The organism is Roseovarius sp., assembly GCF_965277045.1.
Classification (GTDB): Bacteria; Pseudomonadota; Alphaproteobacteria; order Rhodobacterales; family Rhodobacteraceae; genus Roseovarius.
This window is the reverse complement of the sequence record NZ_OZ255712.1, coordinates 981,004-1,006,740: the sequence shown is the minus strand read 5'-3', so window position 1 is coordinate 1,006,740 and position 25,737 is coordinate 981,004. Positions and strand designations below refer to the sequence as shown.

Annotated in this window: 28 protein-coding genes; 11 read left to right on the top strand and 17 right to left on the bottom strand. The window is 64.5% G+C overall.

Annotation, left to right across the window (positions count from 1 at the left end):
- The first annotated feature begins 58 nt into the window (after positions 1-58).
- Together ACQY4V_RS04935 and ACQY4V_RS04930 are read left to right on the top strand one after the other, a co-directional pair.
- A complete protein-coding gene (locus tag ACQY4V_RS04935; protein ID WP_428515779.1) occupies positions 59-1,423 on the top strand; it encodes a formimidoylglutamate deiminase in 1,365 nt (454 codons plus the stop codon).
- Entirely contained in the window at positions 1,420-2,121 is a 702-nt protein-coding gene (locus ACQY4V_RS04930) for a GntR family transcriptional regulator (protein WP_428515778.1), read from the top strand. The genes ACQY4V_RS04935 and ACQY4V_RS04930 overlap by 4 nt, the downstream gene beginning before the upstream one ends.
- A 3-nt stretch (positions 2,122-2,124) precedes the next feature.
- Here ACQY4V_RS04930 and ACQY4V_RS04925 read toward each other — a convergent pair whose 3' ends face one another.
- Positions 2,125-3,219: a zinc ABC transporter substrate-binding protein gene (locus tag ACQY4V_RS04925; RefSeq protein WP_428515777.1), complete on the bottom strand. Its 1,095-nt coding sequence runs from the start codon at positions 3,217-3,219 to the stop codon at positions 2,125-2,127.
- Between the two features lie 56 nt (positions 3,220-3,275).
- Here ACQY4V_RS04925 and ACQY4V_RS04920 point away from each other — a divergent pair, with 56 nt between their 5' ends.
- From ACQY4V_RS04920 to ACQY4V_RS04910, 3 genes are read left to right on the top strand one after another with little or no spacing between them, the layout of a single operon-like run.
- A complete protein-coding gene (locus ACQY4V_RS04920) occupies positions 3,276-3,794 on the top strand; it encodes a transcriptional repressor (protein ID WP_428515776.1) in 519 nt (172 codons plus the stop codon).
- On the top strand, positions 3,791-4,567 hold the full coding sequence (gene znuC / locus ACQY4V_RS04915) for a zinc ABC transporter ATP-binding protein ZnuC (protein WP_428515775.1): 777 nt from the start codon (positions 3,791-3,793) through the stop codon (positions 4,565-4,567). The genes ACQY4V_RS04920 and znuC overlap by 4 nt, the downstream gene beginning before the upstream one ends.
- The gene (locus ACQY4V_RS04910; protein ID WP_428515774.1) at positions 4,567-5,355 is read left to right on the top strand and encodes a metal ABC transporter permease; all 789 of its coding nucleotides are present in this window, start codon (positions 4,567-4,569) and stop codon (positions 5,353-5,355) included. The genes znuC and ACQY4V_RS04910 overlap by 1 nt, the downstream gene beginning before the upstream one ends.
- Before the next feature lie 20 nt (positions 5,356-5,375).
- Here the strand turns inward: ACQY4V_RS04910 and ACQY4V_RS04905 are convergent, their stop codons facing one another.
- From ACQY4V_RS04905 to ACQY4V_RS04860, 10 genes are all read right to left on the bottom strand, one after another.
- Entirely contained in the window at positions 5,376-6,350 is a 975-nt protein-coding gene (locus tag ACQY4V_RS04905; RefSeq protein ID WP_428515773.1) for a zinc-dependent alcohol dehydrogenase, read from the bottom strand.
- Positions 6,347-7,465: a GTP cyclohydrolase II gene (ribA, locus tag ACQY4V_RS04900; protein WP_428515772.1), complete on the bottom strand. Its 1,119-nt coding sequence runs from the start codon at positions 7,463-7,465 to the stop codon at positions 6,347-6,349. Before ribA ends, ACQY4V_RS04905 begins: the two co-directional genes overlap by 4 nt.
- Positions 7,466-7,517: 52 nt before the next feature.
- Positions 7,518-8,348: a RibD family protein gene (locus ACQY4V_RS04895; RefSeq protein ID WP_428515771.1), complete on the bottom strand. Its 831-nt coding sequence runs from the start codon at positions 8,346-8,348 to the stop codon at positions 7,518-7,520.
- Complete coding sequence (locus tag ACQY4V_RS04890; protein WP_428515770.1) at positions 8,345-9,160, bottom strand: class I SAM-dependent methyltransferase; 816 nt, start codon at positions 9,158-9,160, stop codon at positions 8,345-8,347. Before ACQY4V_RS04890 ends, ACQY4V_RS04895 begins: the two co-directional genes overlap by 4 nt.
- Positions 9,144-9,539 carry a 6-pyruvoyl trahydropterin synthase family protein gene (locus tag ACQY4V_RS04885; RefSeq protein ID WP_428515769.1) on the bottom strand — a complete coding sequence of 132 codons (396 nt, stop codon included), beginning with the start codon at positions 9,537-9,539 and terminating at the stop codon, positions 9,144-9,146. Before ACQY4V_RS04885 ends, ACQY4V_RS04890 begins: the two co-directional genes overlap by 17 nt.
- Before the next feature lie 63 nt (positions 9,540-9,602).
- Positions 9,603-10,655, bottom strand: a complete 1,053-nt coding sequence (locus tag ACQY4V_RS04880; protein WP_428515768.1) for a glycosyltransferase family 4 protein — start codon at positions 10,653-10,655, stop codon at positions 9,603-9,605.
- Positions 10,652-11,509 carry a lysylphosphatidylglycerol synthase transmembrane domain-containing protein gene (locus tag ACQY4V_RS04875; RefSeq protein WP_428515767.1) on the bottom strand — a complete coding sequence of 286 codons (858 nt, stop codon included), beginning with the start codon at positions 11,507-11,509 and terminating at the stop codon, positions 10,652-10,654. The genes ACQY4V_RS04880 and ACQY4V_RS04875 overlap by 4 nt, the downstream gene beginning before the upstream one ends.
- A 38-nt stretch (positions 11,510-11,547) precedes the next feature.
- Positions 11,548-13,161: a sulfatase-like hydrolase/transferase gene (locus ACQY4V_RS04870; RefSeq protein WP_428515766.1), complete on the bottom strand. Its 1,614-nt coding sequence runs from the start codon at positions 13,159-13,161 to the stop codon at positions 11,548-11,550.
- Entirely contained in the window at positions 13,158-13,883 is a 726-nt protein-coding gene (locus tag ACQY4V_RS04865) for a CDP-alcohol phosphatidyltransferase family protein (RefSeq protein ID WP_428515765.1), read from the bottom strand. Before ACQY4V_RS04865 ends, ACQY4V_RS04870 begins: the two co-directional genes overlap by 4 nt.
- A gap of 80 nt (positions 13,884-13,963) precedes the next feature.
- Positions 13,964-14,683, bottom strand: a complete 720-nt coding sequence (locus ACQY4V_RS04860) for an endonuclease/exonuclease/phosphatase family protein (protein ID WP_428515764.1) — start codon at positions 14,681-14,683, stop codon at positions 13,964-13,966.
- A 110-nt stretch (positions 14,684-14,793) separates the two neighbouring features.
- Here ACQY4V_RS04860 and ACQY4V_RS04855 point away from each other — a divergent pair, with 110 nt between their 5' ends.
- Both ACQY4V_RS04855 and ACQY4V_RS04850 read left to right on the top strand, forming a co-directional pair.
- Entirely contained in the window at positions 14,794-15,375 is a 582-nt protein-coding gene (locus ACQY4V_RS04855) for a YceI family protein (protein WP_428515763.1), read from the top strand.
- A 119-nt stretch (positions 15,376-15,494) separates the two neighbouring features.
- The gene (locus ACQY4V_RS04850; RefSeq protein ID WP_428515762.1) at positions 15,495-16,337 is read left to right on the top strand and encodes a 3-keto-5-aminohexanoate cleavage protein; all 843 of its coding nucleotides are present in this window, start codon (positions 15,495-15,497) and stop codon (positions 16,335-16,337) included.
- A 46-nt stretch (positions 16,338-16,383) separates the two neighbouring features.
- Here ACQY4V_RS04850 and ACQY4V_RS04845 read toward each other — a convergent pair whose 3' ends face one another.
- The 6 genes from ACQY4V_RS04845 to ACQY4V_RS04820 form a co-directional block, all read right to left on the bottom strand.
- On the bottom strand, positions 16,384-17,250 hold the full coding sequence (locus ACQY4V_RS04845; protein ID WP_428515761.1) for a sulfotransferase domain-containing protein: 867 nt from the start codon (positions 17,248-17,250) through the stop codon (positions 16,384-16,386).
- Positions 17,243-18,076: a sulfotransferase domain-containing protein gene (locus tag ACQY4V_RS04840; RefSeq protein WP_428515760.1), complete on the bottom strand. Its 834-nt coding sequence runs from the start codon at positions 18,074-18,076 to the stop codon at positions 17,243-17,245. Before ACQY4V_RS04840 ends, ACQY4V_RS04845 begins: the two co-directional genes overlap by 8 nt.
- Before the next feature lie 104 nt (positions 18,077-18,180).
- Entirely contained in the window at positions 18,181-19,272 is a 1,092-nt protein-coding gene (locus tag ACQY4V_RS04835) for a porin (protein ID WP_428515759.1), read from the bottom strand.
- A gap of 534 nt (positions 19,273-19,806) precedes the next feature.
- Positions 19,807-20,193, bottom strand: a complete 387-nt coding sequence (locus ACQY4V_RS04830) for a carboxymuconolactone decarboxylase family protein (protein WP_428515758.1) — start codon at positions 20,191-20,193, stop codon at positions 19,807-19,809.
- A gap of 15 nt (positions 20,194-20,208) precedes the next feature.
- Positions 20,209-21,051 (bottom strand): ADP-ribosylglycohydrolase family protein, encoded by an 843-nt coding sequence (locus ACQY4V_RS04825; RefSeq protein WP_428515757.1) that lies wholly within the window; start codon positions 21,049-21,051, stop codon positions 20,209-20,211.
- Positions 21,051-22,271: a Coenzyme F420 hydrogenase/dehydrogenase, beta subunit C-terminal domain gene (locus tag ACQY4V_RS04820; RefSeq protein ID WP_428515756.1), complete on the bottom strand. Its 1,221-nt coding sequence runs from the start codon at positions 22,269-22,271 to the stop codon at positions 21,051-21,053. The genes ACQY4V_RS04825 and ACQY4V_RS04820 overlap by 1 nt, the downstream gene beginning before the upstream one ends.
- A gap of 97 nt (positions 22,272-22,368) precedes the next feature.
- On the opposite strand from ACQY4V_RS04820, the gene ACQY4V_RS04815 reads away from it, so the two are divergent.
- The 4 genes from ACQY4V_RS04815 (at position 22,369) to ACQY4V_RS04800 (ending at position 25,726) form a co-directional block, all read left to right on the top strand.
- A complete protein-coding gene (locus tag ACQY4V_RS04815) occupies positions 22,369-22,653 on the top strand; it encodes a cupin domain-containing protein (RefSeq protein ID WP_057793794.1) in 285 nt (94 codons plus the stop codon).
- Between the two features lie 359 nt (positions 22,654-23,012).
- Entirely contained in the window at positions 23,013-24,449 is a 1,437-nt protein-coding gene (locus ACQY4V_RS04810) for an ammonium transporter (RefSeq protein WP_428515755.1), read from the top strand.
- Positions 24,450-24,462: 13 nt separating this feature from the next.
- The gene (locus ACQY4V_RS04805) at positions 24,463-24,693 is read left to right on the top strand and encodes a hypothetical protein (RefSeq protein ID WP_428515754.1); all 231 of its coding nucleotides are present in this window, start codon (positions 24,463-24,465) and stop codon (positions 24,691-24,693) included.
- Between the two features lie 130 nt (positions 24,694-24,823).
- A complete protein-coding gene (locus tag ACQY4V_RS04800) occupies positions 24,824-25,726 on the top strand; it encodes a DMT family transporter (RefSeq protein ID WP_428515753.1) in 903 nt (300 codons plus the stop codon).
- Positions 25,727-25,737 lie beyond the last annotated feature (11 nt).

Here is a 25,737-nt window from a genome sequence, read left to right as displayed (position 1 = left end):
CCACACGGCCTACGGAACGTTAATATGTAGGTACATATTTTGTCAATGGAGATCGCCCGTGCAGGAAATCCAGTCTCGTCAAACCCTTACTCCGGACGGCTGGGTCAGCGACCTTTGCCTGACTATCGACCAGGGGCGCATCACGCGAATCTCCCGCACGCCGTCGCCCGGCGCGCACACCGTCGACCTGTTGCTGCCTGCGCCGGTCAACCTGCACAGCCATGCATTCCAGCGCGCCATGGCCGGGCTGACCGAAACCCGAGGCCCCGACCCCGACGACAGTTTCTGGACCTGGCGCAAGCTGATGTACCGCTTTCTCGACCGGCTGACACCGGACCACGTGCAGGCCATCGCCGAGCTTGTGTTCATGGAGATGCTCGAGGCCGGCTATGGCGCGGTGGCCGAGTTTCACTACCTGCACCACGATATCGGCGGCAAACCCTATGCCGAATTGGCCGAAATGGCCGGACGGATCACCACGGCCGCGACGAATACCGGCATCGGCCTCACCCTGCTGCCGGTTCACTACATGCAGGGCGGCTGCGACGGGCGCGCGCTGGAAGGCGGCCAGCGCCGGTTCGGCAGCGACCCGGATCTGTTCGCCCGCCTGCACGCCGACAGCGCAAGGCTTATTGCCGAAGCGCCCGAGGACTTTGCCATCGGGGTGGCACCCCATTCCCTCCGCGCCGTGCCGCCTGACGCGCTGGCGCAAGCCCGCCAAATCTGCCCCAAGGGCCCTATCCACATGCATCTCGCCGAGCAAGTCGCGGAGGTTCAGGAGGTCGAGGCCCACCTCGGCGCCCGCCCGGTCGAGTGGCTTCTGGACAATGCCGATGTGACCGCGGAATGGTGCCTGATCCACTGCACGCAGATGACGGACGCCGAGACCCGTGCGCTGGCCGGCACGGGCGCTGTCGCCGGCCTCTGCCCGATCACGGAATCGAGCTTGGGCGACGGTATCTTCAACGGGATCACCTATCGCGACGCCGGTGGCCGGTTCGGCGTCGGCTCGGATTCCAATATCCACATCGCGCTCTGGGAGGAACTAGCCACGCTCGACTACTCTCAGCGCCTGCGCGACCGCAGCCGCGCGGCGATGGCAACGGCGGACCGCTCCACGGGCCGGGTGCTCTTTGACGCCGCGGCGCAGGCCGGAGCACAGGCCGCGGGCCGAGCTTCGGGGCAGATTGCCGAAGGTCAGCTTGCCGATCTCATTGCCGTGTCCACAGACAACGAGTTCATCTGCAATCGCTCCGGCGACACCGCGCTCGACAGTCTTATCTTCACGGGCCGTGGCCGCAGTTGCGTCACCGATGTCTGGAGCGCGGGGCGCCACATGGTCCAAAACGGTCGACACGTCGCGCGTGACCGGATCACCAACGCATTCCTGGCTGTCACCGCGCAACTGGGACAGGCCATATGACCACGCCGCCGCGCCTGTCGTGGAGAGATGTCCGCGACAGGATCCACGACCAGATCCTCACCGGGCAATACGGCCCCGGCGACCGCCTGCCGCGGGATGCCGACATTGCCGAAGACCTGAACTGCGCGCGCTCCACCGTACAACGCGCCATGCAGGATCTTTCCGACAGCGGTCTGGTGGAGCGTCGGCGCAAGGGCGGAACGCGGGTGCGGCCCGACCCGGTCACCCGCGCCACGCTCGACATCCCGATCACCCGCCGCGAGGTGGAACAACGCGGTGGGCGCTATGGCTATCACCTGATCCGCCGCCGTGAAGCCAATGCGCCACGCGCGGTGCTCTCGGCATTCGAACTCGACACGCCGCGCCCCATGGTGCGCGTCGAGGCCCTGCACCTGTCCGACAGCCGGCCCTACATCCTCGAGGACCGCTGGATTTGCCCCCGGACGTCGCCCGAAATACGCGATCTCGATTTCACCGAGCAGAGCGCGAACGAGTGGCTTGTCCACAACAAGCCCTACACAAGGCTCGATCTGCGCTTCTATGCCATCTCGGCGAACGAAGAGATCGCGGGCCTTCTCGAGACACCCGTCGGGGCCGCTCTCATGGTGATCGAACGCACGACCTGGATCGACGGCGCGCCCATCACCACGGTCAAGGCGATCACCCGGCCCGGCTATCAGATCCAGACCGGCAGCTGAGGCCTAAAGACACTCCGCCAGGGTCGTCGCAAGATTGCGCAGCAGCTGCGGATAAAGCGCGCGTCCCGGCGCCAGGTCCGAGCCAAGCGGATCCAGCACATCCGTCCGCGCTTGCGCATCCTCCATCACCGCGTCGACGATGCCGGGGGCGAACTGGGGTTCCGACAGTACGCAGGTCACACCCTCATCACGCACCCGTGCCTGAATTTCGGCAATGCGCGCCGGGCTGGGGTCGGCCGCGTCCGAGACCGAGATCGCCCCTGCAGCAGGCATGTTCAAGGCATCCTCGAAATACTGGTAGGCATCGTGGAACACGATGAAATTGCCGCCGCGCACCGGGTCGAGGATAGCGTCGAGCTCGGATTTCAGCGCGGCAATTTCGTCGACACCAGCGGCGGCGTTTTCGCGATAGGCCTCGGCGTTCCCGGGGTCGGCCTCCGACAGCGTGGCAGCGATCGCGGTCAGCCACGTGGCGGCATTGTCGGGCGACAGCCAGGCATGCGGGTCCAGCCCGCCATGGCCGTGATCGTGCGCGGCGTGGCCCTCCGCGCTTTCGCCGTGCTCGGCGCCTGTCTCGTGGTCGTGCTCATGCTTGTGGTCGTGCTCATGATCGTGGTCGTGCGCATACTCCGACTCCGCGTGAGCATGTTTCTCCTCATCACCTTCGTGATCGGCATGGTCGTCGCCATGCGCATGGTCATCGTGCCCGCCCGATCCGTGCGCATGGTCATGCGCTTCGAACAAGGCATTTTCACGGACCGGCAGGGTTACCGTGCCGTCGACCTCCAACAACTCGACCACATCGGCCTGCCCCGCCAGCGTGTCCAGCGCACCGTCCAGCCAGGGCGTAAGGTCAGGCCCGAGCCAGAAAACCACGTCCGCCTCCTGCAACGCCCCCGCGTCGGAGGGTCGCAAGCTGTATTCGTGCGGGCTTGCCCCCGGCGCCACGATCAGCGCGGGCTGGCCCACGCCGTCCATGACGCGGGCGACCAGCGAATGGATCGGCGCGATATCCACGGCGACTTGCGGTGCCTCGGCGCCGGCAGTGCCTGCAACGAACGCCATCGTGGCGGACAGGGAAAGAAGGGTTCTGGACATCACGGCCTCTTGTAATTACATAACATTGCATGTCGCAATATACAAAACGTTATAATATGACAAGTACCGACAAATCAGGGACCGCTGGCCCGAGCGAACCACTCGGTTTCGAGACGCACGATCACGCCAATTGCATCTCTGCCGCGATCTCCGAGGCCGAGGCGCATTGCGCCCGCGAAGGGCTGCGCTTTACGCCCGTGCGCCGTAAGGCACTGGAAATCCTGCTGCAGGAGCACCGTGCGCTTGGCGCCTATGACATGCTCGACCGCCTGCGCGAGGCCGGATTTGGCTCCCAGCCCCCGGTGGCCTATCGCGCGCTCGAATTCCTCGTCGCCAACGGATTTGCGCACAAGATCGAACGGCTCAACGCGTTTGTGGCCTGCTCCCACCCCGGCGCCAACCACTCGCCCGCCTTCATGATCTGCCGCCAATGCGACTCGGTAGCAGAGGCGCAGGCGACACCCGCAAGTGGCGACTTGGGCGAGACGGCTCGCGCGGCCGGCTTCCGGATCGAAAGAACCGTGGTCGAGGCCGAGGGCCTTTGCCCCGCCTGCTCCGGCAAGGCCGACACATGAGCCTCGTCTCCGTCGAGAATATCAGCGTCGGCTACGGCGCCGTCCGGGTGTTGCGCGATGTCTCGCTTGCCGTCGAACCCGGCGAGATCATCACGATCGTGGGGCCGAACGGATCGGGCAAGACGACGCTTCTGCGCGCACTCATCGGCGCCGTTGCGCCCTCCTCCGGCAAGATCGTGCGCAGCGCCGGCCTGCGTATCGGCTATGTGCCGCAGAAACTCCACATCGACCCAACGCTGCCTCTGACCGTGAAACGGTTTTTGCGGCTGCCCTCCGGCGCATTCCGGGCCGCGATCGAGCAGGCACTGGACCGGTCCGGGGTCCCGGATCTTTCCGACCGGCAAATGGACGGCCTGTCCGGCGGCCAGATGCAGCGCGTCCTGCTGGCACGGGCGCTGATCGGACGTCCGAACCTTCTGCTGCTCGATGAAGCGACCCAGGGGCTCGACCAGCCCGGCTCTGCCGCGTTCTACCGCCAGATCGAGGACGTGCGCCGCGAGACCGGCTGTGCAATCGTGATGATCAGCCACGAACTGCACGTTGTCATGAGCGCCTCGGACCGCGTGATCTGCCTCAACGGGCACGTTTGCTGCCAAGGCACGCCCGAAACCGTCTCGGCCGCCCCCGAATACCAGGCCCTGTTCGGATCGGGCACCGGCGGCGCACTGGCGCTTTACCGGCACGACCATGACCACGCCCATGACGAGACCTGCACGCACGACCACGTGCACGACCATACGTCGAACAGCACCGAGACCGAGGCCGCCGAATAATGCTCGATGATTTCATGATCCGTGCCACCCTGGCCGGTATCGGTGTCGCCTGCGCGGCCGCCCCGCTCGGCAGTTTCGTCGTGTGGCGGCGGATGGCCTATTTCGGTGACGCCACCGCGCACGCGGCAATTCTGGGCGTGGCGCTGTCGCTGGCGCTGCAGATCTCGGTCTTCGCGGGCGCCGTGGCCGTTTCGCTTGCCATGGCGTTGACCGTCACCGGGCTGTCGGGACGGGGCTATGCCATGGACACGCTTCTTGGTGTCCTGGCGCATTCTGCTCTGGCTTTCGGGCTGGTGGCGGTATCGTTCCTGTCCGGGATACGTATCGACCTGATGGCCTATCTGTTCGGCGACATCCTCGCGGTGTCCCGTGGCGACCTGATCGTGATCTGGGGCGGCGCCGCACTGGTGGTGGCGTTGATCGGCTGGCGCTGGTCCGCCCTTCTGGCCTCGACGCTCAGCGACGAACTGGCATATGCCAGCGGCATCGACCCCCGGCGCGAACGGCTGATCCTTACACTGGCCCTTGCCATCACCGTCGCCGTGGCGATCAAGGTCGTCGGCGCGCTTCTGATTGCGGCAATGCTGATCATTCCCGCAGCCGCCGCACGGCCCCTGTCGCGCAGCCCCGAAGAGATGGCGGTTGCCGCTGCCGCTATCGGCTCGGTCTCGGCGGTCGCGGGCCTGCAATCCGCGTATCTGCTCGACACCCCGACAGGCCCCTCCATCGTCTGCGTCGCCGCTGTTCTCTTCGTGGTGACCAGCGCCCTGCGCGGTGTACGCGACTGAACGTCCAAAGGGCCGACCGTCTAAAGCGCGGGGGCGTAGCGGACGCGGTGGCACAACGCGGACGGATCCTCGAGGATCGCACCGTAATCCTGGGCAAGCTGATCGAAAGACGACTCCCCGGACACCAGGACATCCAGCGCTGGATCCGCAAGAAGATTCAACGCCTTTTCCAGCCGCCTGCGGTAACTCCACCTGACGCGCCTGTCCGCGGGCACCTGCCCGACCTGGCTGCTGACGATCTGTAGACGGCGCTGATGGAACGCACCACCAAGGGGCACCTCGGGCGCCTTGGTGCCGAACCAGCTTGCCTCGACAACCCGTGCCTCCATGCCCGCCAGCGCAATGGCCGTAGCCAGACCTTCCGCCGTCGCCGACGCGTGGATGACCACGTCCCTGTCGCCGGCCGCCTCTGCCGGCTGCGAGAAACCGCAGCCCATCGCGTCGGCCAGGGCCGCCTTGCGCGGATCGACATCGACCATCGTCACCTCGGTTCCCGGAATCCGCGCGCAGACATAGCCGGTCAACAGACCCACCACGCCGGCACCGATCACGCTGACCCTGTCGCCCGGCGCCACACGGGCGTCCCACGTGATGTTCAGCGCCGTTTCCATGTTGGCGGCAAGCACCGCGCGCGCCGCCGGCACCGTGTCTGGCACCGGGCACGCGGCCTCGGACGGCACGGCGAACTGCGTCTGGTGCGGATGCAGGACAAAGACGGTCTCCCCAGCCCGTTCGCCCCCCTGCACGGTGCCCACCGCGGCATACCCGTATTTCACCGGAAAGCTGAACGCACCCTGCTGAAACGGTGCCCGCATGGTTTCGTGCTCGCTGGCTGGTACACCCCCGCTCCAGACCAGCCGCTCGGTGCCGCGGCTGATCCCGCTGAAGAGGGTCTCGATCACCACATCCTCCGGTCCCGCATTGACCTCGACCGCCCGCAGTTCAACCGTCTGCCTGTCCACGATCCACAATGCCTGGGCTGCGTCAGTATTCAAAGTGCGTGCCCGGATTTCAGCGCTTTCACGGACAGATAGCCGCTGTTGTGAATGTTCTTTCCAACCCGCAGAGGCAGTTGTTCCACGACCTCGATCCCCTGTGCCCGGAAGGTCCGCACCTTGGCCGGATTGTTGGTCAACAGACGCACCTTCCCGACGCCAAGCTGCCGCAGGATGACAGCCGCCACGCGGAAATCGCGCTCGTCGTCCTCGAACCCCAGCGTATGATTGGCGTCCACGGTATCGAGGCCCTGTGCCTGCAGATCATAGACCCGCATCTTGTTGGCCAGCCCGATGCCGCGCCCTTCCTGATTGAGGTAGAGCAGCAGGCCAGCGCCCTCCTCGCCCATCCGCAACATCGCGGCGCGAAGCTGCGGCCCGCAATCGCATTTCAGACTGCCCAGCACGTCACCCGTAAAGCAGGCCGAGTGCAGTCGGGCCAGCACCGGCCCCGCCGGATCCGGTGTTCCGATTTCGAACGCGTAGTGTTCGGTGCGTCCGTCCGGGTCGCGAAAAACGTGCAACCGGCCTGCGTCATGCGCCTCGACCGGCAGGCCGGCCGCCGCCACGTGCGACAGCACCGGCGCCTTTGCAAAATGTCCGAGCGTCTCTGCCACATCCACGTGCGTCATGGCCAGTTCCACGGGCAAATCGGCGGTCCGCGCCACGTCGAACACCAACGCCGCCGGCAGCAGCTCTGCCGACTTCACCAGGCTCAGGGCTACTCCATGCAGGCGCGTCTCCTCCGATCGTACGCGATGCAGCGGTGCGACAGGGCCCGCCGCCGCATCTTGACCGGCATCCGCCAGGCGCATGAACCAGCCGATATCGGCCTGTTTCGGCGGGTGGATACGCACCGGGCCATCGGTCACATCGGCGCTTTGCACAGGTGCCATGGCGGCGCGTGCCCGATTCCCGGTCAGAACAAGCTCGGGCACGCCGAACATCCCGCGCAGCGCATCCAGACGCTCCTGGGTCAGCGGCTCGATCGCCACCACGACCGCCCGCGAGCCCCCGTCGGCTACAAGGCATGGCAGACCAAGGCGCAGATCGGCGCTCACCCGGCTCAGGCGTTCCGCGATACTGGGTCGAAGACTTTCAGGTACTGGCGACATGGAACACACTCTCAGATTATCAGGGTCGGATCGGGACATTCGGAACACAATTTCAGTGCCGCAAGGCCGGGCGGTCGTTCAGGCGATGCGGCCACAGCACTTCGGCAGGCGGCTCGGGCGCCAGCGCACAGTCGAAGAGAACGTCGGAGCCAAGGCTGTAGACCTCGGTCTTGGGGCGCAACGCCTCGGCCAGGCAGGGCACCGGCGAGGTCTTGAGGCCCGCGGGCCCCGCCCCGATCAGCAGTGGTGCCACGGCCACGTGCAGCCGGGTCAGCAGACCGGCCTCGAGGAACTGCGCAATCGTGATCCCTCCACCCTCGACCAGAACATGGTAAAGGCCCAAGCCGCGCAGTGCCGACAGGATCTGCGCCGGCGAGATCCAGGCGCCGCGCGGCAGACGGATCACCTCGACATCGGCGGGACGCGGCGTGTCGACCGCCTGGATGACGATGCGCCGCGCGCTCGTGTCCGTCAGCAAGCCGGCGTCATTGGGCAGCCGTCCGTTCGGGTCGATCACCACGCGGGCCGGATTGCGCCCCTTGGCCAGCCTCACAGTCAGGCGCGGATTGTCGTGCAACGCGGTCTTCACTCCGATTACCACCGCATCCACCAGCGCCCGAAGGCGATGCAGGTGCGCCAGCCCGTCCTTGCCGGATATATCCTGCGCATCACCCGACTCTGTCGCGACGCGCCCGTCCAGCGACTGGCCGATCTGTGCCACCACGCTTTGGCCACTCAATGTCCGCGTCAGCCCCCCGTATAGCGTCAATGCGGCGCGCTCGCCGGAACTCCAGTCGCCGCAGCACAAGCACGCTTCGTCGTTCCGCGCGGCGAGGATACGGGCCCAGACCCTTGGTGTGACATCCAGTGCGTCCATACTCATCTCCGCGGTTCCCGCAATGTCTGCGCCGGCGTTCCATCCGGGATCGCCAACAGGTCGCGGTGCCCTACCTTGAGGGCTGTGTGATTGACTGTCCTGAGTCTCGCTTCGGCCCAGCTTTCGGCCTGCGTTTCCCCGGCCTCGGTGGCCGCGACCGCGACACCGGCCACGAATTCGGCCTGCAAGGCCGCATCGTCCGGGCCAAGATGCCACGCGCTGTCAGCAAGCCTGACTTCGAAACCGTTTGCCTCAAAGGCCTGCGCCGTCTGCACCGCACCGTCCGGCCCCATCGCGACCTGTCCCGCCTTGGCGCCGCGCTGATGCCGGTTGAACGCTCGCACGATGTCGGAATCCGCCGGCAAGCCCGGGTCCCACTCCATTCGGCCATCGAAGCTGAGTGCCGCGTAGAACGGGATGGATGCCGCCGCCAACCGTTTCGCCAACGCGTCCGCCCAAGCGGCGCTCATCAGGTCCAGAAGCGCGGACGTGGTGACAAGGCCGGCATCCTCGAGCGGAAGCGCCTGCACATCCTCCACGCTGCACATCGCGCAGTCGGCCGCCGGATGCCGCGCCTTGGCCACCTGCAAGTGGCCTTCATCAGTGTCCAGAAAGCGCCAACTCATCGTCTCGAACCCTGCGGCGGCAAACGCGCGTGCCGTCGATCCGGTGCCGCTGCCAAGATCCACGACCCGCGTTCCGGGTGCCATCAATGACGCGGCCTCGCGCAGCAATTCGGGGGCACGCGCCGCGTGGTCCGCCGGTTCGCGCAGGCTCAGCCAGTCGGGCTGGAATTGCGTGTCAGATATCCGATTCATACCACCCACGCGCCACGTGACTTTCATGAAGCTGGACCCGGATGCGCTTGACACGTCCGTCATCGCCCAGGCCCTTCGATTTGACCGTATCCCGAAGCTGCGCCCATATATGGTGGCACAGGAACTCGGTCGTGGTGATTTTGCCTTCGAATTCCGGCTTGTCGTCGAGGTTGCCGTATTTCAGCGGCTCCAGCGCCGCGTTCAGCGCTTCGGTCGCAAGGCCGATGTCGACCACCAAGCCGTTAGGGTCCAGGTCCTCTGTATAGAACGCTGCGTCGACGACGAAGGTCGCGCCGTGCAGGCCCTGGGCCGGGCCGAAGACGGGGGATGGCAAGGAATGTGCGATCATGATGTGATCGCGGACTTCAACTGCAAACATGGAACTTCCATTTTTCGGGGTGATGCGGAACGAGCGCCGCGCATTTTCGAAATAGTAACAGGCTCATGATCCAATCCGTTCCAGAACGTCCGCGAAAACACGTGCCGTGTGTGTCCAGCCGGGCAGCGACGCCGCCCGGTCGCGCGCAGCGCGGGCATAGCTGCGGGCGGCTTCCGGCGATGTCAGCAAGGTTCTGATTGCCTCGGCCAGCGCCAGGGGCTCGTCCGGCTCCACCAGCAGCGCCGCCTCGCCCACCGTTTCGGGAACCGCGCCCACACGGGTCGAGACGACCGGCAAACCGTTCTGCATCGCCTCGCTCAACACCATGCCGTATCCCTCGTAGCGGGTCGCAAGGGCAAAGACGCTTGCGCGGCCGTAGGCCTGTCTCAACGCTTTTTCGCTCACCTCTCCGGCGAACCGCACGCGATCCGAAAGCCCCAGCGTCGCCGCTTCGGCGAGCAGCTTCTCGGTGGTCTCGGGCTCATGAGCCTTGCCGACGATTTCTGCCTGCCAGTCCAGGTCGGTCAGCTCGGCGAGCGCTTTGAGAAGGACATCATGCCCCTTCCTCGGCGTCAGAAGCCCCACCGAAAGAATCAACGGTGGCATCGCCTTGGCCGGCACCGGTCCGGCTTCCTCGTCCAGTTGCTCGAACCCCGGCGGCGCAACGGTCAAGCGGTCCCGCTCGACCCCAAGCTCCCGCGCCACGGTGTCCGCGATGTGCTGGCTCGGCACGATCACATGCGCCACGTGGCGCAGGACCTCTGCCTCGTTGTCCAAAAGCCGTCGGGCGCGGTCTGCGGGCAGACCGCTTTCCAGTCCCAGCGGGTGATGCACCATCCCGACGATCGGCGCGGCGACACGGCACAGTCCTGCCGGTTCCAACGCGCCCAGCGCCAGCCCGTCCACGATGGTCGGACAAGAGCGCGGGATCGCGGCCAGGGCATCGAACGTCTTCTGCATATCCATGGAAGATGGGTCAGGAAAGCTGTCCGGCAACTGCACGTGGGCAGTATCATGCCCCAAAGCATTCAAGCGACTCAGCACGGTGGCGTCATAGATGTACCCTCCGGTGCGCTGGTTCTTGTCTCCGGGAATGGCGAAAACGGCGCGGGTCATTGCGATGCGGCCTCCCCTGCCGCGGATGCGTTCGCGCTCGGCGCCCAAAGAAGAACCAGCGCCGGCAAGGTCGCGATCAGCATCATCGCGCCATAGCAGATGCCCATTGCCACACCTGCATCGGACGTGAGGCCGATCAGCGGGAACAGCGCCGCCGCCGCCCCTTCGCGCCATCCCCAGCCGGCAATCGACAGCGGCACAAGCATCGCGCAGAAGACCAGCGGCAGTACCGTCAACAGGCCGGCCGCGGGTATGACCGAGCCGGTGGCCCGCGCGCACGCGTAGAGTGCGAAAACCAGCAGCCCCGCGCCGAAAAAGGCATGCAAAACGATCCTGCGGTGCCCGAGCAACCGCCGGATCAGCCCCGGAAACGACCTGGTTGCGGGAAACTGCCGTGCCACCCACAAGGCCACGCCGCACAGAAGCGGCATGATCAGCAAAAGTGTCCAGACACCGCCCGGCCATACCGTGCCGCCCGGCACGATCACCGCACCGACCAGACCAAGGCTCAGCAGAGTGAACATCGCCACCTGCCCCATCAGTCGCTCGGCGGCAACCGACTGTCCGGCACGCGCCCAATCTGCCTGACGGCGTACCCGCACGGCGCGGCCCACATCTCCCAGAACGCCGCCGGGCAGGACCGAATTGATCAACTGCGCCAGGTAATACTCCCTCAGCGCGAGGCCAAATCCGATCCGGATATCCAGCGCGCGCGCCGTCAATTGCCAACGGCGGGCCATGGAAACGGTCGCCAGCGTCAACGCCCCGAGACTTGCCGCCAGCCATGTCCACTCCGCTTTGGCCAGGCGTCCGGCCACTTCTTCCGTGTCCGTCCACCACAGCATCGCCGCCATCAGTCCCGCCGACGCCAGCAGTTTCAATGCCCAGGCCCTCATTCCCTGACACCTGCAATCTGTTCCATCGACGTGAACGCCCGGATGAAATCGTCGCGAAAGCTGTCCATCCGGCGCACCGGCGCGGCGGCGGACGGGATCAGGCCGTCGCTCCAACCCCACGCCTCGATGAACCCCAAGACCTCCGGCGGCGCGATCATGTGCACCGGCACGTCCTTGTTGTCGCTGCCCGCCACGAACCCCGCCGCTTGATGGTCGCCGGCGACAATGACCAGCGGGGCAGCCTCCCCCAGACGCGCCACGTGGGAAAAGACGGCCTGCAGCGCGTAATCCACCGATCTCCGATACGCATCGCGCACCGCGTCGCGATCCTTCCACAGTTCTCGCGGGGACGGACCCTGCCCCGCCATTTCGCTGAACTCGGACCCGTCGCCGATGGCCTCCCAGGGCAGCATCCGCGGCACCGGCGTCCACGGCGCATGAGACGAGATCAACGCAATCTGCACGAAATCCGGGCGCGGGTCTTCGGACAGAAGGTCGCCGTAGGCCGCCAGGGTGAACTGGTCGGGCATCGTGACCCAGTTGAACGGCGCGCCCGTGTAGGGGATGTCCTCGGCCTCGAAGACAAGGTCGAAGCCCATGGCCGCGCTTTCCGGCCAGGCCATCGTGATCGCGGGCATGACCGCAGCGGTGCGATATCCCGCCGCCTGCGCGAAGTGAAACAGCCATTTCTGCCCACTGGCGATCATCGCGCTGTACCGCGCATTGTCCGACGTCCACAATCCGCTGTTCAGCGCGCCATGGGCAAGCCAGCTCTGACCGCCCGCCGTGGGCGAGGTAAGCCAGCCGCTCTTCATAGCCAGGCCTGCCTCACGCAGGTCCGCTTCAGCGCCGCGCAACGTCGCGGTATGCGTGCCTGAATACTCCGGATTGTCGAAACTCGCGCGCCCATAGCTCTCGATCCAGATCAACAGCAAGTCCCGCCCCTGCAACCGATCGAAAACGCCCGCGATGTCGCGCATCGGATCGTCCTGCGCCGCCCGTTTGAACCGCGCCAGTTCCGCCACGGTTTCCCGCGCATCGCCGATCCGCGCAACGGCAACCCGGGTCGTCCGGGCCGACCCCGGAGGGCTTTGAGCGAACGACCAGTAACCCAGGTGGTGCCCGGTATCGGCGACCGCCCAACCGCTCGTCGCCAGGACTCCAACCAATGCCAGCGCTCTCGCCGGCGCCGGAAGCACTAGCCGTTGCCACGCCTTCAGCCCGCCACGCAACAGCGTGAACAGGATCGCCGTCGCCATGAATGCGCCCAGTACAAGCAGCACGGTGCGCATCGGCCCTATGCTGTCCCTCAGCAGGCTCAACCCGGCCTCCACCAGAAAGAGGTCCGACACTGGATTGAAGCCACGGTTATAGGCCGCAAAACTCGCCATATCCGCCAGCTTCAGCGCCGTCAGCGCGACCAGCGCCAAGGCTGCCGCCGTGGCCAGGCCGCGCCCCTGACCCGCGGCCAGCATGGCGAACAGCAGAACCGACAACTCTATCGGCCAATAGGCCATACCCGAAAATGACATCTGCCCGGGATGGTTGGGCAACGCCAGCACGCACAGCATCAGCCCCGCGGACGAGATCAGGATCAGCGCCCGCCTCATTTGCGGTGCCGCACCAACCAGATCGTGTCCACCGCGAATGAAATGGCCAGCAGGGCCGCTGCCGCCATCGCGATCGGTGTCACCAGGCCTTCCGGCAGCAGGGGAAACACCAACGCAATCAGAGCCGCGATCTGCACCACGCAGATGGTCTTGCGGCGCATCGATTCCGGCAAATCCGCGCGCAGCGCGGGCCACAACATACCTGCCAGCACGAAGCCATAGCGCATGAAGCCCAAGACCAGGATCTCGGCTCCGGTCTTGCCTGAAATTAGCAACCATAGCGCAAGCAACGCTCCCAGCGCCGCGTCCGTTTCCATGTCGAAACGGGCTCCGAAGGCAGATTTCAACCGCGAGCGGCGCGCCAGCCAGCCATCTACACCGTCAAACGCGAGGATCGCCAGTGACAGCCAGAAGACCACCCAAGCCGACACCGCGTTCACCTCGAACAACGCGCCGAACAGCACGGATAAAAGCGCGGCCCGGCCCAGCGTCACGGTGTTGCACAGGCCGAAAACGGTGTGGGGATATCCGCCGCGCAGGCCCACCGAGACCAGTCCGACGCAAATCCCGAAGGCCATGATGGACCAGACCGGCGTCAACAGCACCGTGCCGGAGAGCACCAGCAGCCCCAGCGCCATCAGCGCCGCTGTCGCGACAAACTCTGCCATCGGCGGACGAACCCTTATCGCGGGACCATTCTGTTGTGGGGTTACGTCGACCATGCTTTATCCTTGCCACTGATGGGTTTACATAGAACGTGCGGCACCCGCGGCCAGATCACAATTCGTTCACCACAGACCGATCATTTCGCTGCGTCCAGGTCCACGATACCCCTGATCGGCAAATGATCCGAGGCAAGCCGCAGTTGCGGCGTACGCACCGTTTCGACCTCCCACACAGCGCCGGCCCGGTCCGTAAGGATCCGGTCGAGTGGCAACACGGGGCGTCCCGACGGAAAGCTGCGCCTTGCAGGTCCGCAAAACCGGCGCCCAAGCAGCCCGGCATTGAACATCAGCCCGCCCCAGGGGCGCCATTCATTGAAATCGCCCAGCAGAATGGTCTGCATTTCGGGGCGGCGATACAGATATTGCCCAAGGATCCGCATCTGCACGACCCGAAGGGGCTGAAACAACGACAGATGCATCGACATCACTCGAAATGCTGTTCCGTTGGCCTCGGCCTCGACAACGACCGCACCGCGATGACAATGCCCGGGCAGGTCGACGACGTCTCTATACAAGACGTCGAAGCGTGGATGCAGGAACACGATCGTCCCCAGGAACCCGTCGCTGCACGGCCCCCAGCGCAGTGCCGCGCTGTCGTGCTGGTACTTCAGCCCGGTATCCGCCGCGATTCCCGCCACATCGAGGATCCGGCCATGCGGACGGCATTCTTCGTCTGCCTCCTGCAACGCCAGCATGTCTGGCCTCCACGGTGCCAGGTCCGTCCGTATTGCCGCGCGCACACGCGCTGGGTCGACCCGTCCATCCGTGCCTTTCGCGCGGTGCACGTTCCAACTCATACAGCGCAGACTGGTACCGGGCCTATCCGTTTTCACCGTTGCAGGGGCCACGTGCCGCCCTACCTTTCCGTTAACTGTCATTCCCCAGATGCCAACAGATAGGAGACAACATGCGAATTCAAATGCTGGCCGCAGCCCTTGCCGCCCTGCCCGCCGCTGCCCAGGCCGAGATGGCCCGGTATGAACTCGACCCCAGTCACACCTCGGTCTATTTCACAATTGACCATGTCGGCTATGCCAAGACCCTAGGCATCTTCCCCGGGATCGAGGGCAGCTTTCAATACGACAGCGAAACGCAGAAACTGGGCGAGGTCACCGTGACCATCGACGCCACAAGCGTCGACACGTTTCACGATGGCCGCAACGAACATGTGCGCAAGGCCGATTTCCTCGACGTGTCCAATCATCCTGAAATCACCTTCACTGCGAATGGCGGCACACCAACGTCCGACACCGAAGGCACGGTCGAGGGTGAGTTGACCATCCTCGGCCAGACACAGCCGGTCACGTTGAATGTCACGTTGAACAAAGCAGAGGCATACCCCTTTGGCCACGAACGCTTCGTGCTCGGGCTGTCGATGGATGCCAGCATCCAGCGCAGCGATTTCGGCATGACCTACGGCGTCGAAAACGGATTGGTGGGAGACACGGTCGACATCAACATCGAAACCGAAGCGATGCGCATGGACTAGGTGGCACGTCAACCGCGCCAGCTTGGCACATGCAGTTGATCGCGCCTTGGCCATTCGTCCTCGGTGTGGCAGTTTCGCGCACAGAATTGATGTTCACTTCGAGAAAGAAACTGTGAGTAATGCCTGACGTCTCTGGCAAACCCTGCATCCTGTGCTGCGCGATCACCGGCTCCGTGCCCCGCACGTCCGACAATCCCGCGGTTCCGATCACCGTAAGCGAACAGGTCGAAAGCAGCCACGCGGCTGTCGAGGCCGGCGCCACGATCATCCACGCCCATGTGCGCAACGACGACGAGTCGCCCTCCTCCGACCGCGAGAGGTTCGCGGCTCTCAAGGAGGGGCTGGAAAAACACTGCCCCGGCGTCGTGATCCAGTTCTCGACCGGCGGGCGCTCGGGCGCGGGCAAGGCACGGGGCGGGATGCTGTCCTTGCGGCCCGACATGGCCTCGCTCTCGGTCGGCTCCAACAATTTTCCCAGCCGCGTCTACGAAAACCCGCCCGATCTCGTGGACTGGCTCGCGGCCGAGATGACGACCTACGGCATCACCCCCGAGGTCGAGGCGTTCGACCTCTCGCATATCCTGCAGGCCATTGCCAAGCACGACGCGGGTGCCCTGCCCGGCCAGCTCTATGTCCAGTTCGTCATGGGCGTGAAGAACGCCATGCCCGCCGACAGGGCCGTGTTCGACTTCTACGTGAAAACCATGCAGGAGCGTGCGCCGAACGCCAATTGGTGCGCCGCGGGCATCGGCGCAAATCAGATCGTCGTCAACGAATGGGCCATAGCCGCGGGTGGCCACACGCGCGCCGGCCTGGAAGACAACGTGCGCCTTGACCGCGACACGCTGGCGCCGTCGAACGCGGCGCTGATCGCGCGCGCCGCCGATCTCTGTGCGAAATACGACCGCCCCGTGGCGACCTGTGCCCAGACACGCGAAATCCTCGGTCTGCGTCCGGCGTAAAATTCCGGCAATTCAGAATGTTACGGAAATTTTTTAAGGCGTTGCCTCAGGCGGATCTGGCGAATTCGGCGGTCTCATCCAGCATCTCGGGATACCACCGTTCCAACACCGGCGCGAATTCTTCGCGGATCCGCCCCACCTGCGCCGGAGTCAGGTCGTCTTTCCATCCACCTGCCGTGCCCTTGGCGAAAAAGCTCTGCATGCCTTTGGGTCGTTCGGTGAACCCGTGTTTTTCTTCCTGCTTCTTCATCGACGCGAAACTGGTGGCCTTGATCGCCTTGGCCAGTTTCGGTCGGTCGGGCTTGACGCTCAGAAAATTCAGCAACCGCTCAATCGCCTTGGCCGGCCGGTCCAGCATATCCTCATACCGAATCAGGTGCCGCGGCATTCCAGGCACCGTGGCCCATCGGGTGACATGGTCGTCCCACCGCCCCAAAGCATCCAGAATACCCGTTTCCGTACCCATCACGTTTTCCGGGTCGCACATCTTGTCGATTGCGGCATCCATCGGGACAGATGTATGCCGCGCAAAGGACGGCGCCACATCGAAGGGATTGCGCATGATGTAAAGCGCGCCTGCCGTGACCTCTGGCGGAATCAGGTCCACTGGACCCACCCGGACGGGCGTGCAATGCGTCTTGACGAAATGCTTGCCCGGCTTGGCCCCCGCAATCATGTGCAGCGCCTTCGTGCGCACCTTCAGCCAATCCTCCACGCTCTTGCCCCGGAACGGCCTGCCATTGGCGGCGTCAAAGAAATCCTGCCGAATATCGGCAGTGGTAAACTGGCGTAAGTTATTGATATCTGGCGCCATTCCCGGTGGCATGAAATAATGCGCTAGAAGGCTGCGCAGCCATGTGTTGCCCGATTTCGGGTAGGATGCCAGCCAGATGATACGCCGCAGGTCAGACACTGTAATACCCGTGTTTTTTCATCATGCGTTTATGCTCCCGCCGCACCTTCGTCACCAGCGCGGGGTCGAGGTCGTCCTTCCACTGCCCCGCCTGCCCCTTGGCGAAAAAGCGCTCGGAATTGGGCGACTTTTCCTGGAAGCCCGATTGCTCTTCCTGCTTCTTCAGTTCATCGAAGCTTGCAAAGCGGATGGCCCGCTCGAGGCGATCAGGCACGACCGGCACACCCAGGAACTCGAGCGTCTTGGCGAAATGGGTCTGCGGCTCATCCAGCAGGTCCTCATAGCGCAGCGATAAGACCGGGAACGCTCCGCCTTGCGTCCAATCCTTGACGTGATCGCTCCAACTGCCCAGGAACTGCCAGGTGGTTGTGGCGTCTGCCTGATTGGCACTGTCTGTCCGGCCGATAAATTCAACGGTCTGCTCATGTGTCATGCCGTAGTGCCGGGCGTATGACAAAACCATATCCAGAGGATTGCGCAGGATATAGATCGCCTGCCTGGTATATCGCGCCGGAATAAGTTCATGACCGAATGCCTGATTCCGACAATTGTGCGTTTTTACGAAGTTCACGTCCGCATTGTTTGCCACGATACCCTGCAACACCCGGTCGCGCACCTGAAGCGTTGCTTCAGGATCGTTTATGTCGATCCTTCTGCCAGTCGCAGCCAAGTAACGATCCGGTTTCGAGTCTCCAAACCCAAATCGCTGAATCTGGTTGATGCTTAGAGGTTCTTTCGAATCGGACAGGTAATTGGCCAGAAAAATCCGCATCCATGTATTGCCGGATTTCGGGTAAGAGGCCAACCAGACAATACTTCGTTTCATGTCCATCCTTTGTGGCACATCAAAAAGGGAACGGTTGCCCGTTCCCTAAAAGAAAACGGCGGGAGAGTACACTCCCCCGCCGTTCAATCTCGTTCAAGCTAAGCTTAGAAGCTCAGGTTGATCGCGGTACCGATTGCGGTGCCGTCGATGTCGCCGTTCACGAGCGAGTCGTTGCGGGTTTCACCGTAAAGCAGGTAGGTCGTCCAGCTGACGCCCGGTCCCAGGTCCCGGTTAGCTGCGAGTTTGTAGTACTCGTAGTGGTCGTCGGTGACGCCCGAGCCGTCTTCGATTTCACCGATGTAGGCTTCGAGGCCAAAGGTCCAGGGACCGGCGGCGTCGTATGCCACACCAACGCTGTAACCTTGTTGGTCCGTGTTGGCGACCGCGTTGTCGTTTTCAGCATAGGCAGCACCGAAGGTGAAGCCGCTGAAGCCGACTTGGAAGCCAACGCCCCAGGTTTCGGGATCCGAAGTACCCGCAACTTTGCTGTCACCGGTGCCCCAACGAGCGGCCAGGGTGATGTCGGTGGTGCCGAAGGACTGGCTGTAGTTCACACCGATGTCGAAGATGTCGACCAGGCCAACGTTGCGGTTGACCGGTGCGGCGTTTGCAGCGTTACCAGCAGCCGACGGTGCGTAGGAGATACCAGCCGTGAAGCCCGAGAAGCTCGGCGTGTAGTAGGTGATACGCGCGACGTCGTTGTTGCCTGCGACCTCAGTGTAGGACGACAGACCGGCTTGACGGAACTGACCACCTGCGAACCCGGTGAACGGGATGAACGCCGAAGCGGACGGCGAGTTGATCGCCATGGAGCCGACTTGCGGTGCGCCAACCATCATCTTGTAACCGGCGGAGTTTTCAAAACCGGCGTCGATGCGGCCAAACGTGTCGCTCGAGATCGACATGTACGCTTCGTCGATACCGTCTGCACCACCACCGCTGTTCAGAGCTTCCATCTGAACGTTGATGCCGAAGGTCATGCCGTTGTCCAGCGTGATGTTCGGGGTAAAGATGATTTCGGCGTTGGTGAACATCTGGACGCCGTCGAAGTCAGCAGCACCAGGGGTGCTGACATCGGCATACGCGATGTGCTGTTGGAAGAAACCACCCCAATCCAGGTTCCAGTCCTGGGCCGAGGCAGGGGCAGCAGCGACGCCGAGGGCGATTGCGCTGGTGCAGAGAAGTTGCTTTTTCAAGGTTATCCCTCCTTAAAGCAGGAAAGTTACAAGTTCCACCGCCCCCGATCCAGGACACGGCTTGGGAGGATGAATGCTGTAAATGCCCCCTCGCTGTCAACGAACCGCCCCCGGTGCGCCGTGTTGTTGGACGCTCTGTGACGTATTTCACACACAGATCTCTGCGGCACTTCGCAAAACCCGCTGAAAACTTCGATTTGCCGCGTTTTTTAAGGGTTTCCTGCAACCTTTGGCTGCACCAGGCGGGCTGCGGGTTCGGCTTTCCGGGGCCGCGCGGCGACTCGCCGGACCGGGTATTGCGCGACTCGGCGCGGCGGCGCGACATTTCCGTCACACTGCCTGCACGCGCCCGGGGCCTCGTGGCCTCGGTCCGCGTGCACGACACCAGCCCCGCAGTCAACGACAGGCCCTTCGGGCATATCGCAATCACAAACGGACCGGGTTCGCGCCCCCTGCGGGTGCAAGCACAGCATGGCGCACGGGCCAGAGCCCCTCCGTGTCCACCCGGGACCGCCTGAAAAGACGGTCTTCCCGTCACAGACCCCGTTCTTCCAGCACCTTGCGCGCGTGGCGAAAGCACTCCAGTCCCTGCGGCACCCCGCAATAGATCGCCACGACATGAACGATGGCGCGAATCTCTTCCTTGGTGACGCCATTGTTCAGCGCCCCGCGACAGTGGATATCGAATTCGTTCATCTTGCCCAGTGCCCCGATCATGCTCAGGTTCATCATGCTCCGGGTCTTGGCGTCGATCACCTCGTCGCCCCATCCGAATCCCCAGCACCAGGCGGTCATCGCCTCCTGGAACGGCCGGGTGAACTCGTCCGCGGCGGCAAGGTTCTTTTCCACATACTCGGCCCCCAGCGTGGCCTTCCTCTGCTCCAGCCCTTTCAGAAACAGGTCCTCATCGAACAGGCTCATCGACTTTCCTTTCCGTTACAGGTCGACCGGGCGCAGGGCATACAGGTCCTGCGCCGCCATTTTGATCTTGTCATGGTCGTAAAGGCGCGCGCGCCACTCCTCGGGGATACCGTCATAGCCATAAAGACGCCCCGCCATCTGTCCCACCACGGCGCCCACCGTGTCGGCGTCGCCACCAAGGTTCACGCCGGCCAGAACGACGTCGCGAAACGTATCGCCCTGCGTCAGCGCCCAGAACGCCGCGTGCAGCGTGTGCACCACGTAGCCGCTGGCCTCGTCCGGTGGCGCCTCCGGGCGCGGCAACAGGCTTCGATCCCCCGTCACCAGGAACTCCGCCATGTTCGCCGCCGCCCGCTGGCAGAGCGGGCTGGCGTGGGTCAGGCGGCTTTGCAGCCGCGCCACCGCCATCGCGCTTTCCTTCGCCGCACCGTAGGCGATCACCACCGGCGCCAGCCGCATGATGCCGCCGTTGCCGCTCTTTTCGTCCTCCACCGGCCCGGCATAAGGGTTCCCTGTCTGCTGAAACCGGGTCAGGGCCGCGTCGGTCTGCATGCCGATATCGAAACACACCCGCGTCGACGACAGGTAGCCGTTGTCGCGCCAGTTCACGAATCGCCTCATCGCATCCTCGGCGTCCCAGCCATTGGCCGAGCGCAGCATTTGCGCCAGACACATCGCCATCGAGGTGTCGTCGGTCCACTTGCCGGGTTCCAGGTTGAACGGCCCGCCCCCCACCATATCGGTGATGGGCTCGAAACTGCCGCGCGCACGGAATTCCAGCGTGGTGCCCACCGCGTCGCCCACGGCCAGCCCTACCAGCATTCCGATGGCCTCATCCTCGCTAAAGGCTTTCTGCATCATCTTTCGGGAACCTCGTCATCGAACCGGCCGGCCTTAGCGCGCCGCAAGGCACCCGCCTCCTCGTCCGGGTCTTTAGAGTCCAGCGCATCCAGCCGCAGGCCCTTGTGCGCGTAAACGGGCCGTCCCGCCGCCGCCAATCCGCGCAACCGCGCGGCCATGGCCCGCTTGCGGTGCACCTGGTGCGGCTGAAACCGGTCATAGTCGCGCGGCAGATGATCGGCACCGCGCACCAGGTCTCCGGCCGCGACGGCCGCGTCGAACAGCGCCTGCCCCGCGGGCGAGCGCACGATCACGCCGTTGAACCCTTCGTCTTCTCCCTCGGGCTCCGCTCCGGGCCAGATATCGGCCGCCGCCACATCCGCCGCCTCGCCAATCGCATCGGGACAAAGCTTGCAGCGGCTCTGGATCCGCCAGCCCGCCTCGTCCGCCCACATCTCGTTATAGGTCTTCTCGAAATGCCGTCCGTCCCGCGTCTCGATCCGGGTCGGCCCCGGGTTGCCATGCCCGCGATAGCGAAACAGCGTGAGGTCGTCCTCCGCCACACCCAGCTCGTCCAGCACCGCCTGCGACTTGCCCAGGTCCGATGCCCCGCCGCAAACCATGACAAGGACGGCCACCAGCAGGCTGTCCAGCCGCGCATCCGCCTTGGCCCGGGCCCTCACGGCGCACGCGTCGCAGGGCTTGGCGATGATCGCAAAGGGCTCGCTCCGCGCCAGCGCCGCCTCCAGCCCGGCCAGCGTATCGCTTGGGCCATAGCGCGACCCGGCCCTCTGCGCGACCTCTTCAGGCGTGTCGGACATCACCCAACGCGACCGCATCGGTCGCTCCGGGTCCGCGGCGCAATGCAGGACAAACGCGGCCTTGCCCGTGCGCAACAGATGCACGCCCAGCGCCGTCAGCACCCCGCCCGAGGCCGCGCGAAACCGTATGTCGGAGTCCCCGGCCCAGGCCTCGCCCATATGCGTATAGCTGCCCCAGACCGGATCTTCCTGGTCGCCTCTGGCCTCCGCCTCGGCCACCACCCCCGGACAGGCGGACAGGATCCCGGCGTCAGCCTCCGGATCCTCGGCGCCGACCGGCGCAGGCCGCAGACGTCCGTGCCGGTTCATCACCATGACCCAGCGTGCCGGGGCAAGCGCCTCGCACAGGCCGCACCCGATGCACAGGCCGGCCTCAACCACCTCGCACACGCTCTCTGCCTGTCGCGCCTGTGTCATGCGGCCTTCCTTTCGTTCCGGCTGTCGCGTATTGGTGACCCGCCCCGCCGCCATGCGCAAGCCCCTGCGCCCCGGCATTCAACCCAAGAGGCGCGTCATGACCATGACCTGCACGGCAACCGTGCTCATCGACGACACCCGCACCCGCGTCACCCGGTTCGACTTCGCGCCGGGTCAGCAGACCGGCTGGCACGTCCATGACCACGACTATGTCATCACCGCGATCACCGACTGCCACATGCACCTCGAAGAGCCCGGTGGCCAGACGCGCGAGACGGTCGTGCCCGCCGGCACCGCCTATGCCCGCGCACAGGGCGTGGAACACAACGTCATCAACGCCGGCGACGTCCCGATGAGCTTTGTCGAGGTCGAGCTCAAGTAATCTTGCGACGCGCGGGCGCCCGATTCTTCGCAAGGCGATGAAATCCGACAAAACCTGCCCCAAACACGACACGCGTCGCTGCGTCCGCCATGCGCCGCTGCCCAGAGTTTTCGCTGCAACCCCGCGACAATTCGGCAGAATTTATTTCTTCAAAGGAAGTTTTTATTCACTGTGTTAATTTATTGTTGGCAAACAGCCTAACAATTAAGCATTCTGCCCTTATCCGGGCAGCCCAAAGGCAAAGCTCCGCCCGGACATCGGCCCCGTTCAAGAGCGGCCGGCAAATGAAAATAGGTGCACCCGGTCGGCGCGCTCCTCCTGTCGCCTTACGGGTCGCACCACACTGGGAGGACAGTAAATTGGATACCGATATCGGTGCACTGACGGTGATCTTCACCGAGTTCTATTATTGGGTGACCGTACCGCTCATGTTCCTGATCCACGTCGGCTTCTGCATGTACGAGGTCGGCGCCAGCCGCCACAAGAACCACATGCATACCGTGATGAAGAACACCATGCTCATGCCGCTGGTGACCATCACCTTCTTTTTCTTCGGGTGGTGGATCTACTTCGCCCTCCCCAACGGCCCCGGCATCACCGGCGGGATCACGCAATCCGACAACGCCGTGCCTTGGTCCGAACTGATGGGCACGCACCTTGGCGGCCCCGGACCGGCGCTCGAAAGCGCGCAAGGCTACGGCGCCGAACTCGGCAATGGCTTCTGGAACCGCCTGAACGGTGTGTTCTGGGCGGCCTTCCTGCTGTTCAGCTGGACCGCGGCCTCGATCGTGTCGGGCGCCACCATCGAACGCATCCGCCCCACCGCCTTCTGGATCCTGGCCGTGGTCATCGGCTCGGGCACCTGGATCATCGACGCGGCCTGGGGCTGGCACCCGGATGGCTGGATGGTCACCCAGCTTGGCTATCACGATGCCTATGCGTCGGGCGTGATCCACGCCATCGCGGGCGGCTTCGCGCTCGGCGTGATCGTCGTGCTGGGGCCAAGGATCGGCAAGTTCGCTCCCGACGGCACCCCGCGCAACATCAATCCGCACAACAAATGGCTGGTGACGATCGGGCTCTTCCTGATCTATTGCGGCTTCTGGGGCTTCTACGTCGCCTGCAACGTGCCGATCATCGACCACGGCACGCTGGGCGGCGCGGAAGGCGTGGTGAACTTCACCGCGACAACCATCTACCTCACGCCTACAACCCTGTCGGCCATCGTGTTCAACTTCCTGATGTCGCTCTCGGGTGGGCTTCTGGCCGGCTACGTCGTATCGAAGGGCGAAGCGTTCTGGACCTACTCCGCTGGCCTGGCCGGGGTCATTACGGCCTCTGCCGGGAATGACCTCTACCACCCGATCCAGGCCATGCTGATCGGCGCGGTCGGCGCCGTCTGCGCCTACAAGCTGCACTTCTGGGTCGAACGCCGCTTCAAGCTCGACGATCCGGTGGGGGCGGTGGCCGTGCACGGCTACGCAGGCTTCATCGGTCTGGTGATCTGCGGCTTCATGCTCTGGGGCCACCCGGCCACGGCGGCCTATCACGAGACTGTCGCGGTTATCACGCCCTGGGGCCAGTTTGCCGGCGCGGTCATCATGTTCTTCGTGTTGGGCTTCCTGCCCGCCTTCATCGTGTCCAAGATCCTGATGGGCATGGGCATGCTGCGCGTACCGCCCGCGGTCGAACTCGTCGGACTCGACATGTCCGAGGAGATCGCCGAGGAAATGGATGCCATAGAGGTGTCCGAAGCCGACATCGCCGAGGCCAAGCGCCTTGGCCTGCTGACTTGAGGAGGGTCACGACATGTCAACGACAGCTGTAGAAACCTGGGCAGATGCGGACCTGTCGCAGATCGGCCCGATCTATCCCATGGTCGGCACCGAAATGATCCTCGTGATCGTCGGCGTCCTGTTCTGGCTTGGGTTCCATGTCCTGCAGGCCAGGATCGAACGCCGTGAACTCGACGGCGACGAGGCGGCGGCCCGCAGTCCTGAACGCATAAAGCGGGTGTTCGAAGAGGAAGCGCGGGAGTAACACCTCCCCCACACAGGCTGAACGCCGGCCCCTCCCCGGGCCGGCGTTCTTGCGTTTCGGGACAGACGCAATACCGACGAGGCGCCGACGCCTATGGACACCTTCCCGACCCTCTGCCACTGATCGCGCCATGACAGCCCGCACCGCCCTGCCCGACGACATCCAGAACCGCACGCTCGGGCTTTTCGCCGCCTTCGGCGTCCTGGTGATCTGGTCCGGCTTCATCGTTTTTTCGCGGGCCGGCGTGCAGACGGCGCTGACGCCCGGCGATATCACCGCGCTGCGCTTCATGGTGACCGGAGTGCTGACCCTGCCCGTCGCATGGGCGTGGTGGCCGCGCCACCTCGGCCTCACCCCGATCGTTCTTATCGTGCTCTGCGGCTCCGGTGCGCTTTACGCGATGCTGGTCTACATGGGCCTCAGGTACACCTCCGCGGCCTACGCGGGCGTTTTCACCAACGGGGCGCTGCCGTTTTTCACCGTGCTGCTGGTCACCGTTTTCACGGGCGCATTGCCCAATCGGCTGCAACTGGTCAGCCTCGTGATCGTGACCCTGGGTGCAGTCCTCGTTGCGGTCACCGGCATCCGGACCACCGGAGACGGCGCCGCGCTGGGGATCGTGCTTTTCCTGACCGCTGCGGCGATCCAGTCGATCTATATCTTCGGCGTCCGCCGCTGGCGGCTGACACCGCGACAGGCGCTGGTCGTCATCAACGTGCCCAACGCGATTGTCTTTCTGCCGTTGTGGTATTTCTGGCTACCGTCAGGCCTGGCGCAGGCCGACACCGGCACGATCCTGTTCCAAGCCGCCTACCAGGGCCTGGGTCCGGGCATCCTCGCCATGGTGTGCTTCGCCATCGCCGCCAACCATCTGGGTCCGACTCACACGGCTGGCTTTTCCGCTGCCGTCCCGGCCTCTGCGGCGCTTCTGGCGATCCCGGTCCTGTCGGAAATTCCCGGGCCGCTGGAATGGACCGGCATCGCACTTGTCACGATAGGTCTCCTCATGCTCGTGCGGGCGCGCGACGGTTAGCGCCGGAACCC

Coding starts and splice junctions, on each gene's coding strand:
- ACQY4V_RS04930 (WP_428515778.1), top strand. CDS start 1,420: ATGACCACGCCGCCGCGCCTGTCGTGGAGAGATGTCCGCGACAGGATC.
- ACQY4V_RS04925 (WP_428515777.1), bottom strand. CDS start 3,219: ATGTCCAGAACCCTTCTTTCCCTGTCCGCCACGATGGCGTTCGTTGCA.
- ACQY4V_RS04920 (WP_428515776.1), top strand. CDS start 3,276: ATGACAAGTACCGACAAATCAGGGACCGCTGGCCCGAGCGAACCACTC.
- znuC (WP_428515775.1), top strand. CDS start 3,791: ATGAGCCTCGTCTCCGTCGAGAATATCAGCGTCGGCTACGGCGCCGTC.
- ACQY4V_RS04910 (WP_428515774.1), top strand. CDS start 4,567: ATGCTCGATGATTTCATGATCCGTGCCACCCTGGCCGGTATCGGTGTC.
- ribA (WP_428515772.1), bottom strand. CDS start 7,465: ATGTCGCCAGTACCTGAAAGTCTTCGACCCAGTATCGCGGAACGCCTG.
- ACQY4V_RS04895 (WP_428515771.1), bottom strand. CDS start 8,348: ATGAGTATGGACGCACTGGATGTCACACCAAGGGTCTGGGCCCGTATC.
- ACQY4V_RS04890 (WP_428515770.1), bottom strand. CDS start 9,160: ATGAATCGGATATCTGACACGCAATTCCAGCCCGACTGGCTGAGCCTG.
- ACQY4V_RS04885 (WP_428515769.1), bottom strand. CDS start 9,539: ATGTTTGCAGTTGAAGTCCGCGATCACATCATGATCGCACATTCCTTG.
- ACQY4V_RS04880 (WP_428515768.1), bottom strand. CDS start 10,655: ATGACCCGCGCCGTTTTCGCCATTCCCGGAGACAAGAACCAGCGCACC.
- ACQY4V_RS04875 (WP_428515767.1), bottom strand. CDS start 11,509: ATGGCGGCGATGCTGTGGTGGACGGACACGGAAGAAGTGGCCGGACGC.
- ACQY4V_RS04870 (WP_428515766.1), bottom strand. CDS start 13,161: ATGAGGCGGGCGCTGATCCTGATCTCGTCCGCGGGGCTGATGCTGTGC.
- ACQY4V_RS04865 (WP_428515765.1), bottom strand. CDS start 13,883: ATGGTCGACGTAACCCCACAACAGAATGGTCCCGCGATAAGGGTTCGT.
- ACQY4V_RS04860 (WP_428515764.1), bottom strand. CDS start 14,683: ATGAGTTGGAACGTGCACCGCGCGAAAGGCACGGATGGACGGGTCGAC.
- ACQY4V_RS04855 (WP_428515763.1), top strand. CDS start 14,794: ATGCGAATTCAAATGCTGGCCGCAGCCCTTGCCGCCCTGCCCGCCGCT.
- ACQY4V_RS04850 (WP_428515762.1), top strand. CDS start 15,495: ATGCCTGACGTCTCTGGCAAACCCTGCATCCTGTGCTGCGCGATCACC.
- ACQY4V_RS04840 (WP_428515760.1), bottom strand. CDS start 18,076: ATGAAACGAAGTATTGTCTGGTTGGCCTCTTACCCGAAATCCGGCAAT.
- ACQY4V_RS04830 (WP_428515758.1), bottom strand. CDS start 20,193: ATGAGCCTGTTCGATGAGGACCTGTTTCTGAAAGGGCTGGAGCAGAGG.
- ACQY4V_RS04825 (WP_428515757.1), bottom strand. CDS start 21,051: ATGCAGAAAGCCTTTAGCGAGGATGAGGCCATCGGAATGCTGGTAGGG.
- ACQY4V_RS04820 (WP_428515756.1), bottom strand. CDS start 22,271: ATGACACAGGCGCGACAGGCAGAGAGCGTGTGCGAGGTGGTTGAGGCC.
- ACQY4V_RS04815 (WP_057793794.1), top strand. CDS start 22,369: ATGACCATGACCTGCACGGCAACCGTGCTCATCGACGACACCCGCACC.
- ACQY4V_RS04805 (WP_428515754.1), top strand. CDS start 24,463: ATGTCAACGACAGCTGTAGAAACCTGGGCAGATGCGGACCTGTCGCAG.
- ACQY4V_RS04800 (WP_428515753.1), top strand. CDS start 24,824: ATGACAGCCCGCACCGCCCTGCCCGACGACATCCAGAACCGCACGCTC.